This window comes from Adhaeribacter arboris (assembly GCF_003023845.1).
In the GTDB taxonomy this organism is placed as follows: domain Bacteria; phylum Bacteroidota; class Bacteroidia; order Cytophagales; family Hymenobacteraceae; genus Adhaeribacter; species Adhaeribacter arboris.
This window is the reverse complement of record NZ_PYFT01000001.1, coordinates 3,640,220-3,657,790: the sequence shown is the minus strand read 5'-3', so window position 1 is coordinate 3,657,790 and position 17,571 is coordinate 3,640,220. Positions and strand designations below refer to the sequence as shown.

General features: G+C 42.0%; 16 protein-coding genes and 1 pseudogene. 9 read left to right on the top strand and 8 right to left on the bottom strand.

From position 1 onward, the window contains the following. Positions 1-27: 27 nt before the first annotated feature. On the bottom strand, positions 28-1,197 hold the full coding sequence (locus tag AHMF7605_RS15210; RefSeq protein ID WP_106930715.1) for a serine hydrolase domain-containing protein: 1,170 nt from the start codon (positions 1,195-1,197) through the stop codon (positions 28-30). Positions 1,198-1,586: 389 nt separating this feature from the next. Here AHMF7605_RS15210 and AHMF7605_RS15205 point away from each other — a divergent pair, with 389 nt between their 5' ends. Beyond that, the gene (locus AHMF7605_RS15205) at positions 1,587-2,141 is read left to right on the top strand and encodes an RNA 2'-phosphotransferase (RefSeq protein WP_199200245.1); all 555 of its coding nucleotides are present in this window, start codon (positions 1,587-1,589) and stop codon (positions 2,139-2,141) included. Between the two features lie 310 nt (positions 2,142-2,451). Further along, positions 2,452-3,114, top strand: a complete 663-nt coding sequence (locus tag AHMF7605_RS15200; protein ID WP_106930713.1) for a porin family protein — start codon at positions 2,452-2,454, stop codon at positions 3,112-3,114. Between the two features lie 109 nt (positions 3,115-3,223). On the opposite strand, the gene AHMF7605_RS15195 is transcribed toward AHMF7605_RS15200, so the two are convergent. After that, entirely contained in the window at positions 3,224-5,137 is a 1,914-nt protein-coding gene (locus AHMF7605_RS15195) for a beta-N-acetylhexosaminidase (RefSeq protein ID WP_106930711.1), read from the bottom strand. Between the two features lie 193 nt (positions 5,138-5,330). Between AHMF7605_RS15195 and AHMF7605_RS15190 the strand changes: the two genes are divergently transcribed. Both AHMF7605_RS15190 and AHMF7605_RS15185 read left to right on the top strand, forming a co-directional pair. Beyond that, positions 5,331-6,167: an alpha/beta fold hydrolase gene (locus AHMF7605_RS15190; protein ID WP_106930709.1), complete on the top strand. Its 837-nt coding sequence runs from the start codon at positions 5,331-5,333 to the stop codon at positions 6,165-6,167. A 598-nt stretch (positions 6,168-6,765) separates the two neighbouring features. Next, positions 6,766-8,166: an Nramp family divalent metal transporter gene (locus AHMF7605_RS15185; RefSeq protein ID WP_199200244.1), complete on the top strand. Its 1,401-nt coding sequence runs from the start codon at positions 6,766-6,768 to the stop codon at positions 8,164-8,166. A gap of 75 nt (positions 8,167-8,241) precedes the next feature. Here the strand turns inward: AHMF7605_RS15185 and AHMF7605_RS15180 are convergent, their stop codons facing one another. Together AHMF7605_RS15180 and AHMF7605_RS15175 are read right to left on the bottom strand one after the other, a co-directional pair. Next, complete coding sequence (locus AHMF7605_RS15180) at positions 8,242-8,802, bottom strand: dihydrofolate reductase family protein (RefSeq protein WP_233219133.1); 561 nt, start codon at positions 8,800-8,802, stop codon at positions 8,242-8,244. A 173-nt stretch (positions 8,803-8,975) separates the two neighbouring features. Beyond that, positions 8,976-9,548 carry a dihydrofolate reductase family protein gene (locus AHMF7605_RS15175; RefSeq protein WP_106930707.1) on the bottom strand — a complete coding sequence of 191 codons (573 nt, stop codon included), beginning with the start codon at positions 9,546-9,548 and terminating at the stop codon, positions 8,976-8,978. Positions 9,549-9,639: 91 nt separating this feature from the next. Between AHMF7605_RS15175 and AHMF7605_RS15170 the strand changes: the two are divergent. Then, positions 9,640-9,999 (top strand): annotated as a pseudogene (locus AHMF7605_RS15170) (integrase core domain-containing protein); the annotation flags it as partial. Between the two features lie 121 nt (positions 10,000-10,120). Here the strand turns inward: AHMF7605_RS15170 and AHMF7605_RS29750 are convergent. Further along, positions 10,121-10,264, bottom strand: a complete 144-nt coding sequence (locus tag AHMF7605_RS29750; RefSeq protein WP_158267516.1) for a hypothetical protein — start codon at positions 10,262-10,264, stop codon at positions 10,121-10,123. 237 nt (positions 10,265-10,501) lie between these two features. On the opposite strand from AHMF7605_RS29750, the gene AHMF7605_RS15165 reads away from it, so the two are divergent. Beyond that, a complete protein-coding gene (locus tag AHMF7605_RS15165; RefSeq protein WP_106930703.1) occupies positions 10,502-11,218 on the top strand; it encodes a 3'-5' exonuclease in 717 nt (238 codons plus the stop codon). Further along, complete coding sequence (locus tag AHMF7605_RS15160) at positions 11,215-13,122, top strand: DUF294 nucleotidyltransferase-like domain-containing protein (RefSeq protein WP_106930701.1); 1,908 nt, start codon at positions 11,215-11,217, stop codon at positions 13,120-13,122. Before AHMF7605_RS15165 ends, AHMF7605_RS15160 begins: the two co-directional genes overlap by 4 nt. Positions 13,123-13,881: 759 nt before the next feature. Here AHMF7605_RS15160 and AHMF7605_RS15155 read toward each other — a convergent pair. Then, positions 13,882-14,088, bottom strand: coding sequence for a hypothetical protein (locus AHMF7605_RS15155; protein WP_106930699.1), 207 nt, complete (start codon positions 14,086-14,088; stop codon positions 13,882-13,884). 329 nt (positions 14,089-14,417) lie between these two features. Next, entirely contained in the window at positions 14,418-15,518 is a 1,101-nt protein-coding gene (locus AHMF7605_RS15150; protein WP_106930697.1) for an alkaline phosphatase family protein, read from the bottom strand. A 337-nt stretch (positions 15,519-15,855) separates the two neighbouring features. Here AHMF7605_RS15150 and nudK point away from each other — a divergent pair, with 337 nt between their 5' ends. Further along, entirely contained in the window at positions 15,856-16,437 is a 582-nt protein-coding gene (gene nudK / locus AHMF7605_RS15145; protein WP_106930695.1) for a GDP-mannose pyrophosphatase NudK, read from the top strand. Then, positions 16,434-16,811: a DUF4406 domain-containing protein gene (locus tag AHMF7605_RS15140; RefSeq protein WP_106930693.1), complete on the top strand. Its 378-nt coding sequence runs from the start codon at positions 16,434-16,436 to the stop codon at positions 16,809-16,811. The genes nudK and AHMF7605_RS15140 overlap by 4 nt, the downstream gene beginning before the upstream one ends. 272 nt (positions 16,812-17,083) lie before the next feature. On the opposite strand, the gene AHMF7605_RS15135 is transcribed toward AHMF7605_RS15140, so the two are convergent. Continuing rightward, positions 17,084-17,497: a hypothetical protein gene (locus AHMF7605_RS15135; RefSeq protein ID WP_106930691.1), complete on the bottom strand. Its 414-nt coding sequence runs from the start codon at positions 17,495-17,497 to the stop codon at positions 17,084-17,086. Positions 17,498-17,571 lie beyond the last annotated feature (74 nt).

The window sequence follows — 17,571 nt, the reverse complement described above, 5'->3', positions numbered from 1 at the left end:
TTCTAGTAAAATAAGAAAGGAAATACCTTACCGAAGAACTACGGCCAGAACCTCATTTTTCATATCATTAACTTTTAGGCCTACTGGCCCATCGATAACTAAGCCGATATTGGTAGCCAGAAAAACGTAAGTCTTTTTGGCCGGTACGTATAACAATAAACAACCAGCTCCCAAGCCCCCGCCGCCGTGCCCGAAGCCAATTATACCCCCTTCTTCGATGTAATGCAGTCCCATACCGTAAGCGGGTTTACCAGCATCATTCTTTACCCACTGCTGCATTTGGGCCAACGAAGCGGCTTTTATTAATTTGCCTTCCACGAGCCCTTTCAGAAATTTAATTGCATCAATTGGCGTGGCTACTATACCATCATCGCCTCTTAGGGCGGCTACGTTGGCTACTTGCATAGGGGTTATGTTCGCCGGTCGCCCACTATTCAGGATATCCCAGTAGCAATCCGGTAAAAGCGGATACTTAAGGTAACCCGGACTACTGCGGTAAAAAGTATTATGTAATTGCAGCGGCTTAAAAATCTTTTCTTCTAGGTATTGGGCATGGTTACCCGTAATAACGTCGGCGATAACGGTGAGCAGAAAATAATTGGTATTGGTGTAGCGGTAGTGAGTGCCCGGAGCAAATTGCGGCTCTTCGTTGGCGAGGCATCTAATTACCTCTTCCATGGGCAGTATTTCGGTGGGATGCAAAATAACGGCGGCCGTATATTCCGGGTCGGAGTTGTATTCGGCAATGCCCGAAGTATGATTCAGCAGCATCCGCACGGTAATTTGGTCGATATTTTTTATCAGATGATTATATTCTTGAGGGAGGTATTTGGAAATAACGGCATCCAGGTTTAGTTTACCTTCTTCAGATAATTTTAGAGCGGCCACCGCCATGTAGGTTTTTGTTACACTCTGCAGGTATTGCAGGTTCTGAATGGTCATGGGCGTTTTAGATTCTACCCGGGCAAAGCCGCTGGCTCCGGACCACCATTCTTGTCCTTCTTTATACACTGCAAGAGCGATACCCGGCAAATCTTTCGCGGTGTAGCGATTCATAATAGTTTGAAGTTCCGTAGCGCCAACGTAATTAAAATTAATTTTAACCCCACTGTTTAATCCACGCTGGCTGTTTCCGTTTTGAGCATATACCGCCAGGTTCAACAGGGTTAATCCGAGTAAAAAGTATACGCTTTTCATTTTAGGTTAAGAGTTAAGGAAAGGAAGGAACCTAAATATACAAAGTTAAATGCTTGAAGTCTAATTATTTAGGAACAATGTGCCACGAGTAGTTCAGGTTTATTGCAGGTAAACTATATTATTCTACTTAATTCCTGAATGATAGAAAGTATTTGGGCGAATTATCTGCTTATTAACTATTTAGTCGAAAGATTGGCGTACCCATCTAACAGAGGTTTTTTAGAATTGTATTTTTTGGGAAGGATTCTCTACAGTGGTAAGATTATAAACTAATGCCTGTAATTTCTATCATCAAATGGTAATTAGGTAATTTCCAGCCGAGGAAAGTGGCCACCGGATTTTTAGCTTTCAAAAATTTGCTTACATAAAATAAACAAGAACTCGTGCGTATGCTGCCGGAGAAAGAAATAACGCGGATAAGTAAGTTTTTGAGTTTGGTGCTGCGGCATCAGCCCGAAAAGATAAATATAACTTTAGACGAAAACGGTTGGACGGATGTAGCTACCCTCATCCAGCAGGTAAATAAAAGCGGCAGTAGGCTTTCGTTTGAAATTCTGGATTTTGTGGTAGCCAACAATAATAAAAAGCGGTTTGCTTTTAACCCCGATAAAACTAAAATCCGGGCCCATCAAGGGCATTCCGTGGAGATAAAACTGGGCTATCCGCCGCAAACCCCGCCCGCTGTACTTTACCACGGCACCAGCGAGAAAAATCTAGCTTCGATTCTGGCGGAAGGAATTCAAAAAAGAAACCGGCATCAGGTGCATCTTTCTCCGGATAAAAGCACCGCCTTAACCGTAGGCCAACGGCACGGCAAGCCCGTAATTTTACAAGTAGATGCCGCTGCCATGCACGCTGCTGGACTTGTATTTTATTTATCCGAGAACCAAGTATGGCTCACGGGCCTAGTTCATGCTGAGTTTCTGCACGTGCTAACTACCTGAAAGTTTTCTCACTTTTTTCATTCCTAATCAAAGTTGTGATAATAAACGGCTAGAATTTTGAAAAATTTAAAAAATCTCTGCTAACCAACAAAATAAAATTAAGTTCCGGCGTTATAGCAATATTAAGAACCATCATCCAAGAAGGTTATCCATTATAACCTGGCCCAAGTGGTACTTTTATCCTCACTCTACTTTTTAATTATTTTAAGGCTATTAAACCAGTAACTTCTGGCTTAGGCTTTAGCTTAGTAAGATTTACAACCGTTTAGCGGCTTCTAACTTTATATAAATCTTTACGCGAATTAAGTTTATGAGAAAAGTAATTTTTATTGCGTGCTTGTTTTTCCTGATTTCACCGGTTTGCTATAGCCAGAAAAATTTTGGCGTAAAGGCAGGAATTAATGTAACCCGCCTGGAGGTAAACGAAGCCTACACTTTAAAAATCAAAAATCGGTTAGGTTATCATCTGGGTGTCTGGAAAGAATCTACCTTTTCGCCTAAGGTCTTTTTACGCACAGAATTATTTTACACCCTAAAAGGAGGGAGGTATTCCGATACGCTTACCCTACCTTTTGCCAGTGAAACTAGCCGAATTAATGGAACGCTCATTTATAACTATCTTACCCTCCCCTTGCTACTTGGCTATCAACTTAACAGCAAAACAGCCGTATTTCTTGGCCCGGAATTTAGTTTATTAATAGTTCCGCTCAACAGGGAAGATGGGGGAAAGGCACATAATATGAAGCACATTTTAAGATATAATGGCCTTGATATGGGACTTACTGCCGGTTTCAGGTACAACCTAAACGCTAAACTAAGTGCTGATCTCCGGTACACTTATGGTTTTAGTACAATTCTGCAATACGAGGTTACGGATGCGCAGGGAAATACGTATTTGCCTAAACAAAGCCATAACCAGGCAGCTCAATTAGGTTTAAGCTTTAGGTTAAAAACTAAGGACAAAAAAAGTTAATTTAGCTATCGTTTCAAAATAGCCTTATACAAAAACACCTCTGGATTAGGCCTTCCAGAAGAAGCTAACACAGAGGTGTTTAAAAATTTGAAGAAATCGCGTTAAAAAACTACTTTATGCCAGCGCGGGCTTTCCATTCTGTAACCGGCATGGTAATAAGGCGACCTACCGGTTCCTTTCCCCGATACGTTACCACCTTCAGCATAACGGCATCTTTAGGCGGTACCAGGGCTTCGGTATATTTCGGGTAAAACCGGTCGGGGAACGAATTATCAAAAGTATAGTAAATGTCTAACCCTTCTATCTCGGTGCTTAAAGCAATTTTTACATTATTATCCGGTGTTTTAGTAACGTTAAAAATAGGCTCGTACATGCTGGGAGCGTAATTTTTTTCGGCAATTTTAAAGCGATTAAAGTGGTTTTCTACCCGGTTAATGAAATCTTTCCAGTCTTTACTTTCTTTCGGTGACCACAACGATTCGGCAATGGCAAAACCCCGGGGCCAGGTCATGTACTGGGCGTGGCGCATGTTGTACACCTGTTCGGTCCATAAATTAGCCTGACCGCCTTTAATGTACTGGGCGTCTACGCTGTCGGGCATAGGCTCAAACTGGTAAGCTTTACTTAAGCGAAGCGTGGCGTAAATGCGCGGTTCAATGCTGACATCGCCCTGCATGTAATCAATGTAAGCAAAGTCCGTTGGGCTCATGACTACTTCGTGTTTCAGGCGGGCCGCCTGAATGCCGCCTTTCATGCCGCGCCAGCTCATTACGGCGGCACTTGGCGCCAAGCCACCTTCCAGAATTTCGTCCCAGCCCATAAACTTTTTACCTTTGGAGAGTACTATTTTTTCCAGCCTTCTTTCAAAATAGCCTTGTACTTCGTGCAGGTTTTTTAAATTTTCTTTTTTCATCAGGCTTTTAATGGCATCGCTTTTCTCCCAAAAATTCTGCGGCGTTTCGTCGCCGCCTACGTGAATGTATTCAAACGGAAAAAGTTGGGCTACCTCAGTAATTACTTTATCCAGAAACTCGTATACTTTTTCGTTAGCCGGGCACAAGGTATTATCTACCAAAGCAATGGGCGGCGCCCCGTGCGACCAGTCCATAATTTGTTCGCCGGAGCGCACCCGGTAATTTTCCACGCCGGGCGTGCAGGATAACTCCGGATAAGAAACTACGGCCGCCAGGCTATGCCCCGGTACGTCTATTTCCGGCAGAATATTTACGAAACGTTCTTTCGCGTATAGCACCAATTCTTTAATGTCGGCTTGGGTATAAAAACCGCCGTAAGTACGCGGCTCGTTGGGTTGTGGGGGAGAGAAATTGCCGAAATAACCTTCTTTTTTTACATTCCAGGCGCCTACCTGGGTTAATTTAGGTAAGCTTTTAATTTCTATCCGCCAGCCTTCGTCGTCGGTTAAATGCAGGTGCAGCAAATTGTATTTATAGCGCACCATGTCATCAATGTATTGTTTTACTTCTTGCTTGGTAAAGAAATGCCGCGACACATCGAACATTAAGCCGCGCCAGCCAAACCGGGGGTAATCCGTAACTTCCACGCAGGGAACCAGCCAGCTGGTTTTTTTTACTAATTCGGCGCTTTCAATCTCATTCGGAAATAACTGCACCAGCGTTTGCGCCCCGTAAAATAAACCCGCCGGCTGGTTGGCTCTAATCACGATATTCTGCGGCGTAACTGCTAAATGATAGCCTTCTTTCCCGATACTATTATCGGGGGTTGGCAGTAAAATTAAACGGATAGTAGCGGTAGTAGAAGGTTTACTCACGGTAACGTTGCGGCCGGTGGGCACCGATAAACGCTCCCGCAGAAAAGCAACCGTACTTTTCAACTGAGGGTGCGCACTGGCGGCAATGACTACGTTGCGCGGTAATACAAACTGACCGGTATTTATTTTCAGGGAGACCGGTTCCGGAATAATGGCGACCTCCGGTTTAGTAGCCTGACTGTAAGAAGTAAAGGTGGTAAAAAGATAAAGCAGTAAAAGGTGAATTTTTCTCATAAAACGAAAAGAGGAAAAAAAAGTAAAAAGAGTTCGGTTAATTATTTTTCGACCATAATAATACAGAATAATTTAATGCGATTAGCCATAACCGCTGAAACAATCACTATTTAATTAGTAGCTAAAAATTGTGCGGAACAAAACTTTGCTTTTCTGGTTTCTACCATATTGCTTTAACCAACTAAAACAAACTATGAAATTTATTTCGAAGACAGATGCCGTTTCCGGCCAGGAAGTAAACTTAGCGTATGCTGATTACGGCAGCGGCCGACCCGTTATTTTAATTCATGGCTGGCCATTAAGTAAAGAAATGTGGGAATACCAGGTAAGCGATTTGGTACAAGCCGGCTTACGAGTAATTAAATACGACCGGCGGGGTTTCGGCCATTCCGAAAAGCCCTGGAGCGGTTACGATTACGATACCTTAGCCAGCGATTTAAATTCTTTGATGGAAGAATTAGATTTAACCGATGTAGCACTGGTAGGCTTTTCCATGGGCGGGGGCGAAGTAGTGCGTTATTTAAGCCGTTATGGTAGTACCCGGGTATCTAAAATTGTACTAATATCAGCGGTTACCCCTTTCCTGGGTAAAACGGAAGATAACCCCGACGGAGTGGACCAAAGCGTTTTTGCTGAAATTCTGGAGGGCCTGAAAAAAGACCGGATTGACTTTTTAGATGATTTTGGGAAGAAATTCTTCGGGGTAAACCTAGTAAATCACCCGGTGAGTACGCCTTTGCTGGACTATTACCGCATGCTGGCCGCAGTAGCCTCGCCGCGAGCTACGGAGCAATGCGCCCTGGCTTTTAGTCAAACCGATTTTAGAAGCGACCTACAAGCTATTACGGTACCAACCTTAATCATTCACGGCGACGACGATAAAACCGTACCCATTGAAGCCAGTGGCCATCGCACCGCTGTAATGATTCCGGCGGCTCAATATGTTGTCTACGAAGGCGCTCCCCATGGCCTTTTTTACACCCACAAAGAAAGATTAAACCAGGACCTAATTACTTTCCTGATTGCTTAAATTTAAATTTTTATTTCTCCAGAGGTAGTAATCTATTTGATAATAGAATCATGCTCAAAAATGGCTCCGCTCCAACAGTGGAGCCGTTTTCATTTTAGGAAATAATACCAAATAGTATTAGCTATCTTCCATAAGGTTGCCTTAAAAGCACTAAACCCGGCGGGTTTCCAAAACCCGCTGGGTTTAATCTTCTTCACTATGGCAGTTAGTTTAGGCGATTTGGTATAAAGACTTCAAAAGGGTAAAATCAAGTCTGCTATTTTTCTATTGCTCTTCGTTAAAATAACTTTATTAAGGAACACGATTACTGGTAAAAGCCGTAGCTATTAGTAAACTTCACCTGTTTGGCTATCGAGGGCCTTCTAAGGTTCCGGTGCTTTAGCATTCCGACGAAGGAGGAAAAAGGAAGCTTAGACCGCCCGAAAGAGCCAAACGAGGCCTGCCGGCCAGGAGGCAAACAGGCTACTTGTCAAACGCATCAGCACCGCAGTATGGAGACTTGAAAAGGCTCCAAAGATTTACATTTTAAACACCCAAAATATATACTTCATACCAGATAAAATCTTAATTTAAGCGGTTAACATAAAAGCCTACCCTTATGCAAACCCTTAAAGTAGAAGGCACACCCTCCGAAAAACAGCCGGAGTTCCAGGACCCATACGTTATTGCCGACCGAAATATTCAGGAGCCTCCCGTTTCTTTAAAAGGAATTATACGGCATTTAGGGCCTGGATTCGTGCTTTCGGCAGCTATTGTGGGTTCCGGGGAATTGATTGCGACTACGGCACTCGGAGCGCAAGCGGGTTTTGTTACGTTTTGGGTAATTATTTTAAGTTGTTTAGTAAAAGTAGCGCTCCAGCTAGAGTGGGGCAAGCACGTTATCCACTCCGGCGAAACTTCCATGACTTCGTTAAACAAATTGCCCGGCTTTAAAATAGGTCAGGCTAACTGGAGTATTTGGTTATGGTTATTTATTCAACTGTTCAAGCTTTTGCAAGTGGGAGGCATTGTGGGCGGCGTGGCCATAACTTTAAACATGGTAGCGCCATTTATCAGCATTCCTGTTTGGGCTATTCTCATCACTTTAATTACCGCTCTGCTGGTTTACAAAGGGTACTACAAGGTAGTCGAGCAATTTTCGCTGGTAATGATGGTGTTTTTTACCGTTTTTACCCTGGCTTCGGTGTTTTTTCTGCAGTATACGCCTTATGCCATTTCGTGGTCGGATATTCAGGAAGGATTACAATTTAAGCTGCCACCCAGTACCGTAGCCGTAGCTATTGCGGCCTTTGGCATTACCGGGGTAGGCAGCGACGAGATTATGTACTACAATTACTGGTGCATCGAGAAAGGTTACGCCGGCTTTACCGGTCCTCGGCAAAATAACCCGGAATGGGAAAAAAGAGCCCGCGGCTGGATAAGAATTATGTATTATGATGCTTTTTTAGCGATGGTAATATATACCGTAGTAACGGCCGCCTTTTACATTTTGGGAGCGGCGGTGCTGCATAACCAGGGGCTGGTACCCGAAGGTTACGCCATGGTAAAAGTTTTATCCGGCATGTACACCAAAACCCTGGGCCCCTGGGCCGAAACAATATTTATGATCAGTGCTTTTATGGTTTTGTACTCGACCATGTTTACGGCCGCCGCCAGTTTTACGCGTATCTTCTCCGATGCTTTCGGGCAGTTGGGTTGGATTTCTTTTACGGATTATGTTACCCGCAAAAAAGCAATCGCGGTATTGGCCTGGGTGTTTCCGATAAGTTGGTGCCTGCTTTTTCTTTTTATTAAACTGCCCATGAGCATGATTCTGCTGGGCGGATTTATGACTTCGATATTACTTTTATTGGTAGTGTATGCGGCTATTTATTTCCGTTACCGTCGCTTGCCCAGCAATTTAAAACCCACCATCTGGTACGACGCTGCCTTTTGGCTAAGCTGCATAACTATTCTGGCTATTGGCGTTTACGGTATTGTACAGGCGGTAAAATTGTAAGGTATTAAACTTATACAATTTAGAGGCTTTGTTATTTTTATATTAAAGTAATTCTTCATTGTAAGGCAGCGTTTTTTATTCTTTTTTCGGTTCATAGTAATGGATTACGGCACCACCTTTAAAGGTTTTAGTCTTTATGAGTTTAATAATAGTTCTATCGTTTATATTCTCAAATAATGGCAAACCTGCTCCCGCTATAACAGGGTGAACACAAAGTTGAAATTCATCAATTAAATTAAGTTTCATTAGCTGCATAATTAAACTTCTGCTGCCAACTAAAATGTCTTTACCCGCTTGTTGTTTGAGTTCTGAAACTTCTTCTTTTAAATCTTGCTTTGCTATTCTAGCACTTTCCCAATCAACATTATGCAGCGTATGGGAAAAAACAATCTTTGGAATTTTGTCCATAGCTACGGCAAAGTCATCCATTGATTTTTCACCAGAAGGATTTTTTACCAGAGGTTGCCAGAATTGCATAAGCTCATATGTTATTCTGCCGTAAAGAATCGCATCTGCGCCAGTTATTAGTTCCGCATAATGTTGATGTATTTCGTCATCAGGAGTTATTGCCGTATGATCGCAAAACCCGTCCAGTGTCATATTAATGGCTGAAATTAGCTTTCTCATATCTATCATTCATTGTTGGTTATTAGCGACCATCCTACAATGGCCGCTAACATTTTGCGGCTTGCTGAAGGCGAGGCTTATAAGCTCAAACTGTCAAGCGGCAATTCAATTTATTAAAAGCTCAACTATTAAATTATCTACTTCTGCCCCGTTTTTGGCAAAATGCGGTTCGCGGGGCGTTTTTATTGTCTATCTACGGTGTAGTTCAGTTCAGTTACTCCGGAAGTAAATGGCTTTGTCGTCAATAGTTTAAGTTTTATTTTGTCTTTGATGTCTACAAACAACGGAATGCCTTGACCGAGAATAATTGGATTAACAAATAGCCAGTAGCCATCAATTAGGTTCTGTTGCATAAGGGAATGGGTTGCGGTTGGGCTACCAAAAAGTAAGATTTCTTTACCTTCCTGTTGTTTCATTTTATTTATTCTCTCCGAAAGGTTGTCGCTAATAATTGTTGTGTTCGTCAAATCCGCGTCTTGCATTGTTCTTGATAAAACAACTTTGTGAACTTTGTTATACCACTTTGAATGTTCGATGTCGTGCTTGCTCGCGTCTGGCTCATCTCCTGCGGTAGGCCAGTAATTTTCCATCATTTGATGAGTTACCCGACCATATAAGGCAGTGTCGCCTTCGCTTATCCGCTTGCCCACATGATCAAAAATTTCTTCATCCACTTTTATCCAGTTCATTTCTCCGTTCGGTCCTGCCACAAAACCGTCCAGCGATATGTGCATAAATGAAATTATCTTTCTCATTTTTCAAAATTAGTTTAGGTTGCAATATCACTTATTTAAGTGGTCGAACGAGAGGGTAGATGCGACTTTCTACGGGGCCATTTGCGGCAAAATGGAGGTAGATTTTTCGTTGAAGAGCAACCGGGTAGTTTGGGTGCTCAATCATTTAATCCAGCGCCGGGAAAAACCAAAACGCATCCGGAGAGATAATAGACCCGAGTTTATCGCCAGCTTAATGCCGGAATGGAGCCAGATACAGGGCATTGAATTTGCGTATATCCAACCCGGCAAGCCGACCCAAAATGCTTTTGTAGAACGGTTTAATGGTACTTTCCGCCGGCATGTACTGGATGCTTACTTGTTGGACAACCTCCAGGAAGTCCGGGAAATTACTTCTACTTGGTTAGAGGATTACAACCATAAACGACCCCATGATACTGTAGTTGGAATGGCACCCAGTGAGTACGCCAGAAAAAAACAAGTGAAACATGTATTAACCGCTTAACCAAATTTTATACTTTTACCCAGTTCTAAAAACGGAGAGCCGACATACAAACAAATTGCTTCTGAATAGCTGGTAATTAAAGTAACTGTTACCAGTTTGGCTGCGGAGTGCCTTTTAGCGTTCCGGTGCCGACGTAGGAGGCATGGCGCAACGGGGTGAGCCAAGGTTCGCTAAACCGCTCCAGAGAGCCAAACGAAGCCCGCTGGCCACGAGGCAAATAGAGACTTGTCACAGTAGTTAATACCACAGCCTGGAGGCGGGAACCGGCTCCAAGTAATAGCAGAGTAACAAAAATGAAAATCCTACCCCCTCCGAAGGGGACTTTTGTACCTGATTAACTTAACCTGAAAACATTGACTGAAACCGGGAACTGACTTAACAAATAAAACAAAACCAAAGTACTAGGTAATAGAGATTAGTAAAGATATTTGCAAAAGCAAAGTGGGAGAATTCAGTTTAAAATTCCGGGGTGAGAGAATACATACTATTTATTGATACCGAAGCTTCCGGACTGCCGAAAAATTGGAATGCCCCCTTTTCGTTGGCTGGTAACTGGCCGTATGCCGTGCAGGTATCCTGGTTAATTTATACCCGCGATGGTCAGCAACTAAAATTTGAAAATCATTACGTCCACGAAGACGATTTCCAGATTACTCCTTCGGCTTTTAGAGTGCATGGCATTACCCACGAATTTTTACGTGAGCAAGGCGAGAGCCGGAAAAAGATTTTAACCCTTCTGGCCAAAGACCTGCAGCAATACCAACCGTTGGTGGTGGGCCATTTTATGAAGTTTGACGCCTTGGTTTTAGGAGCTGATTTTTACCGGACAGGGTTAGAGAACCCAATAGATAATTTGCCTACCTTTTGTACTATGGAGGCAACTACACATTATGTGCGGAATCCTCGTATAAAATACCTGCGACTCGGCGACTTATACCACATACTTTTTAATAATTCCTTGGAACAGCAGCATAATGCCCTGGTAGATGCGCGGGCGACGGCCGATTGTTTTTTTGAATTGGTAAAAAGATACGAAATTGACCTGGAAAAAATTCTGCAGCAGGAAATAAATCAACCCCGCATACCAGCTAGTCAGGAGATTAAAATTTCGCCCAAAAAAGCAAAGTACGGTATTGTTGGTTTTATCTTGTTCTTATTGGTTCTTTTACTTTATTATTGGTTATGACGGATCGATTTCAATTTCTTAAAACCGCAGTGCCCTTTAATCTTTTGCCCGACGAGGTATTGTGGGGGGTAGTTGACTTGCTGGAAGAAATAAAATATACCAAAGATACGACGGTTTATCTTCAGGAAACAAGTAAAATGCGCGGGGTGGATATTATTGCGGCCGGCGAATACGAATCTTTCTTCTACGATAGTACCCAGAATAAACGTTTAATCGAATACCACCACGCGGGTTATTGCTACGGCGGTATTTCGGTGCTGCTTAATCGCCGCAAATCGCTCCGGACGGTTATTGCCAAAAAGGGAACCACTGTTTATTTTCTGCACCGCCGCGATTTTCGGGCGCTCTGCCAGGCCTACGATGCTTTTTTCCATTTTTTTACGACCGATTACGGCAAGCGCATGCTGAACGATGAGTTTGCGCATTTTGCCAAACAACCGGCCACTTTCGAGGAAAGTTACATTGCTTCCGAACAATTATATTCCCGCAAAATCGAAAGTCTGGAGTACCGCGAAATAGTGGCTTGTCCCAGCCAAACGCCCATCTACCAGGTAGCCCAAATAATGGCGGAATATAAAGTCAGTTGCTCGTTTGTAGAAGAAGAACCCGGAAAAATTATTGGTTTTGTTACCGATATTACTTTGCGCGATAACGTGGTAGCTAAGCAAGCAGATGCCGGGCAACCCATTCGTACGGTTATGGACAATCCCATTGTTACAATTAATGCGCAGGCTTATATCTATGAAGCCATCTTGTTGATGTTTCAGACAAACATCCGCTATTTACTGGTGGAGCAAAACGGGAAATTTAAGGGTTTTCTGAGCCGGAACCGCTTATTAAGTGAACAGGCCCAATCGCCTTTTATGTTCATTCAGTCGGTAAAACTAGCCTTGTCGTTAGATGAGTTAAAAAGTAAATGGCAAAAGGTGCCGGAAATAGTTACGCAACTACTCAGCAGAGGGGTTAACGCCGAAATTGTAAACCAGGTAATTACTACCGTTGCCGATTCTATCGCATTAAAAGTAATTCAAGGAGTACTGGATGAACTGGGCACACCACCGGCTAAGTTTGTATTTATGGTGTTAGGCAGCGAAGGCCGGAAAGAACAAACTCTAAAAACCGACCAGGATAATGCCATTATCTACGAAGACAAAGCCAATGAGCAGCGCGAACTGGTACGCGAATATTTTTTAAAATTTGCCGATTTAATTTCGGAACGCCTAAATCAGATTGGTTTTAGTTATTGTTCAGGCGGCTTTATGGCAAAAAATCCGAAATGGACGCATTCATTATCGCACTGGAAACGCAATTACGAAAGCTGGATGCAGGAGATTGTACCCGAAACGGTTATGAATTTCTCCACTTTCTTTGATTGCCGCTATCTGTACGGCGAAAAAGCCATTATGGACGAACTGCAAGCTTTCTTAGACCAGGAACTACAAAAACCCAATGAGAAGCTCTTTTTTCATATGGCCAACAACGCGCTGCAATACGAACCGCCTCTTACCTTCTTTCGGAACATCAGAACGTTTACTGTAGGTAGTCAAGAAGTTTTTAACATTAAAAAAGCCATGACCCCTATTGTGGATTTGGTACGGGTATACGCTTTGCAGAACCGGATTTTTGTAACTAATACCGGGGAACGCCTGGCTGCTTTAAAAGAGAAAGGCATCTTTTCCGATACGCAGTATTTAGAACTTATTCAGTCGTATTACTACCTGATGAGTGTTCGCCTGAAAAAACAGGCCAATCAGATTATCCGCGACAAAACGGAACCCGAAAATTACATGGACGTCCGGAGCCTCACCAAAATCGAACAAGTAACTATTATTGAAATATTTAAAACCATCAAGGATTTTCAGGCGGGAATAAAGCTAAAATTTACGAATAATCTTTTTGGTTAAGATTTTAAAAACCCTGTTACTTTCCTGGTAACAGGGTTTTTGTTGTAGTTACTTCCATTAAGTTGGATGGTGTAAAGAGCAGAAAAACCAGTCAGCCGTTTTGCCTAATTGTATAGGTAACTAGTTAGGAAAAATCAGACTATCGTCGAACAAACGAAATACCCAAGGCAGGTGCTAGTTAACGAGGCGTTAAAATAAGTGTAAAAGGTAAAGTTGGTTTACTTCATCCGGCTACTTAGAATATCAGAGGCTACTACTGCGATGGTTAAAAGTACAGCCGGTAAAATCAAAATTACAGTTATAGAAAAGGTAGAAAGCATAGTATTAAGCATTAAGTTCAAACGAATATACGAATATTATTAAAATTAGATATATAATATGCTTAATATTATTAAAATTTTATTTTTAATGCTTACGAAACGAAGGTAGAAACAGCAAAACCTTTGCTATGCTCTTTTCCAATGAATAACAAAATGCCTAAGTACAAACCGCAAAAGCGTAAGTGCTAGTAAAAGATATAGTTTATAAAAAGGATAATTCCGAAATTTTAAACAGAAACCGTAAGTTAAAGTAGAGATAAAACAGTTGGCCGGAAAGAACTTTTGTTCGTACCGGCTAACTGTTTTTTTTAACCTATTTCGTATAAAGAAAAGGCGACGAGTAGTACTGAACCTAAATAAAATGACTTTAGGTTTTGCTTATTACAGGTCCGGAAAGTGAAGCTACCTGTACGGTTTTTTGTTTACAAGCTACTAAAAATTATCTTGGTTCATGTTCCGGAAGAGAAAGACTTCCGGTCGAAAAAGTTTTATCTACCGCTATTTTATAACTCTTCGCCTTTTGGGTCTTAGCAAGATGACGCTTTTTCTTTTTTAACTTTTCCTGATAAATGTAATAATACGCAGCTAAATAAAGACAAATTAATAAACCTAAAAAAGGAATGCTCCACAAGAGAAATAATGCCATATTTTAGTTGTTTCGCGTTTTATCCTTTTACTCTATTTTTTAAATAAAGATTTGAAAAATAGAGTAATTATTTAATTATTTTAATAAACCTACCCTAAAATATAAGTAAGAAATTTATCTGTTCACTATTTAGCTTTACCCGTAAATTTATATTTATCTGGTAACAAGAAGGTTAATGTCATTCACTGTTAAAGATTTTCTTTAAAGTAGTCCATAAAAGGTAAAGCTACTTTCGGTTGATGGTAGGCACTAAAGCTTTTATCTAAAATTGAAATCATAGAAGAAATAGGAATAAACTAACTCAAAATACAAAACCTAGTTATTTTTCTTTACTGATTAATAACGGTTTTTACGGGTTCTCCAGCCGGGTGATCAGAAGTGTAAGAAAGACCTAATAAAGTGGTAATGGTTTGGGCAAGTTGTTTGGTATAGTACTGGGCAGGTTGTTTTACTTCCCCGAGGGCCTCGGTATCCGGTCCTAGCGCCATAAACCAGGTTTCATCGGCTTCTCCTACGTTCGAGCCATGTTCTTGCCAGGATTTTCTGGTATTTCCCCGGCCGTGATCGGTAGTAATGATGAGAGTGGTTTTGTTGCGGTATTTCGGGGTGCGCTGCAACCAAGTCCAAAGATCTTTCATAAAGGCATCGGTTTGGTGTGCCGATTTTAAGTAGGCTTCGTAGTTGCCGTTGTGCGCAAAATCGTCGGTTTCGCCGTAAGCCATATAAAGAACCCGCGGCGACGCTTTTTTAAGGTATTCCAGGGCGTAATGATGCGTAAAAGCATCTAAGCGCACACTCGACCACGGGCTGGGAACTTCGGCTTGTAACCGGTTCAGGAACTTTTCGCGCTGGGAAAGATGCGGTCCACTGGCGGTATCAAAACCGGCATTCACCGGCAAACCCGACCGTTTTACGTTTAAGATATACGGGAAAACATCCCAGGAGCCAAAAGCCGCTACTTTCTTCCGGAACCCTTTCTGCTGGTTAATAAATTCCAGGATGGTTTTGTTAGGGTTGTCTTTTTTATCGTTACTATCTACCCGGCGATCGTCGGCAAAACCCGTCAGGATTTCGTTATAACCAGGATAGGAAAACCGGTGTTTATTATCCACGTTCACCTTATTATTGTGTTGCCGATTGCCATAAATCTGGCCTTCGGTAGCCATGGTAGTCCAGATAAAAGGCAGTAATTTTTTGCGTCGAACGAGCGCATCATCGTCCCAGAACTTGCTTTTTAAAGCTTTTTCATCGGATACAAAATCCTTTTCCGAAATTAAATCCGCATCCGCGCCATTAAACAGTTCGCGCCACCGAAAGCCATCCAAAGTAATTAAAATAACATTTTCGGTTTTTAGTTTTTTTTGCGCCAGCAAGACAGTGTTGCTAAATAGGAAAAGACTTAATAACAGGAATAAAGTTTTATTACGCATTTTCAGGGGTGTTTTTTATTTGATTTTCTAACGTTTTAGTTTCCTAACTCACTAGGTAAACCGCTCCTAAAACCAGTTAGTCTATCTTTTACCTTAAAAAATAGAGCTCTACAAGTTTAGGAATCAATGTCTGGAAAAACAAAAATTCTAGCTGAACCCTGTATTAATTTTAGTTTTATAATTCCGGACTGTTTCGATGGGTGTTTTATTTTTCATATCAAAGCCAATTTAAAGGCGTATGCTGTTCAGTCGAACCAAGTAGATGTTATTAAAAATCTGTAATTTGCTGCACTATTGGTAAAGGCATAATAATCAGCAATTTCAATCCACTTAAATTATGAATGAAAAGATAAAAATCCGGCAAACCGAAGTATTGTCCGATAATTGGTATACCCTACGCAAAGTTACCTACGAGTACTTAACCGATGAAGGTAAGTGGCAAACCCAAAGCCGCGAAGCCTACGACCGGGGCAATGGCGCTACAATTTTATTGTACAATAAAGCCCAGAAAACAGTGATCTTAACCCGGCAGTTTCGGTTACCCACCTACGTAAACGGCAATCCTACGGGTATGCTCATTGAAGCCTGCGCCGGCTTGCTGGACAAAGACAACGCCGAAGATTGCATTAAGCGGGAAACCGAAGAAGAAACGGGTTATAAAGTATCGGAAGTGCGCAAGATTTTTGAAGCGTACATGTCGCCGGGCTCCGTAACCGAAATCCTGTATTTCTTCGTGGCCGAATACGCCAAGGACATGAAAGTAAACGAAGGCGGCGGCGTAGATCACGAACAGGAAAACATTGAGGTGCTGGAATTACCTTTAGACGAAGCCCTGCAAATGATAAAAACCGGCGAAATAAAAGACGCTAAAACCATAATGCTGCTGCAATACGCCAAACTCGAAAACTTGCTCGCATGAAAACCGAAAAACCTTTATTAATATTAGTGGCCGGTCCGTACCGCTCCGGCACCAACGATGAACCCGCCAAAATAGCCGCCAACGTGCAGCACATGACCAGCGTAGCCCTGGAGCTTTACCAACGCGGGCACCTGCCGGTGCTAGGGGAGTGGTTTGCTTTACCGCTAGTAGAAGCGGCCGGCTCCAAACAAACCGGCGACGAAGTATTTAATGCTATCTTTCACCCGGTAGCCATTCGCTTACTGGGTAAGTGCGATGCCGTGTTGCGGATTGGCGGTTCATCGGCGGGGGCGGATGAAATGGTAACGGTTGGGCAGGCAAAAGGAAAACTTATTTTTTATGATCTGGCCGATATTCCGGCAGTGGCAGGATAAGGTAGGTAACTAAAAAGCACTTTAATGCATTTTAAGTGCGGTTAGAAGTAGTTTTTCTTTGCTGCTTGCTAGCTATCCTAATTTTCGTGTCTGCAATATCCAAGGTAAAACATGGGTCGTGCATATTTTGACGTGTCAACTGACTTGCCAATTGGGTTTAAGTAACCATTTGCCATTAAAATTGTGTCGCCAAGTTGTTTAACCTCTTTACCGTCATATTTTAGAAATAACGTATCCCCCTTTTGGCTCCATTGCTCAGTCCGCCATTCATCCTAGCCGAAAACACCGGTCCAATTTAATTCAAACGATTTGTCTTTTCGGAACTTGATGTATGCTTGATTTTGTGTCCCTTCGTAACAAGCTCTAATTGCTACTTTACTTTCTAATATTTCTGAGTCAAGCCGGTAAGGACTAAAAATAGTATACGTTAAAGTGACCAAGAGAATGACTGTAGGCAAGCACAGCCTTAAAGTTAAATTTTGTCTGTTATTAAAAACTTTAATTATTCCGCTGATGGTGTAAACTACAATGGCAACAAAAGTTGTCGGAATGAGAAGTGTCAGGATAATAAAAACTGGCCCAGTTAGATGCTTATCAATATGATGGTAAAAAATTGTCAGTAGGAGATAAGTGACACAAATAACTGTCGTAATAATCATCCGTTTTTTAATTGTAATATCGGTCATTATAAAATAACTGCTAACTATTAACTATAAACAATACCCTTTAAATAAAAATACGCTGGTCGGAAATCTTTATA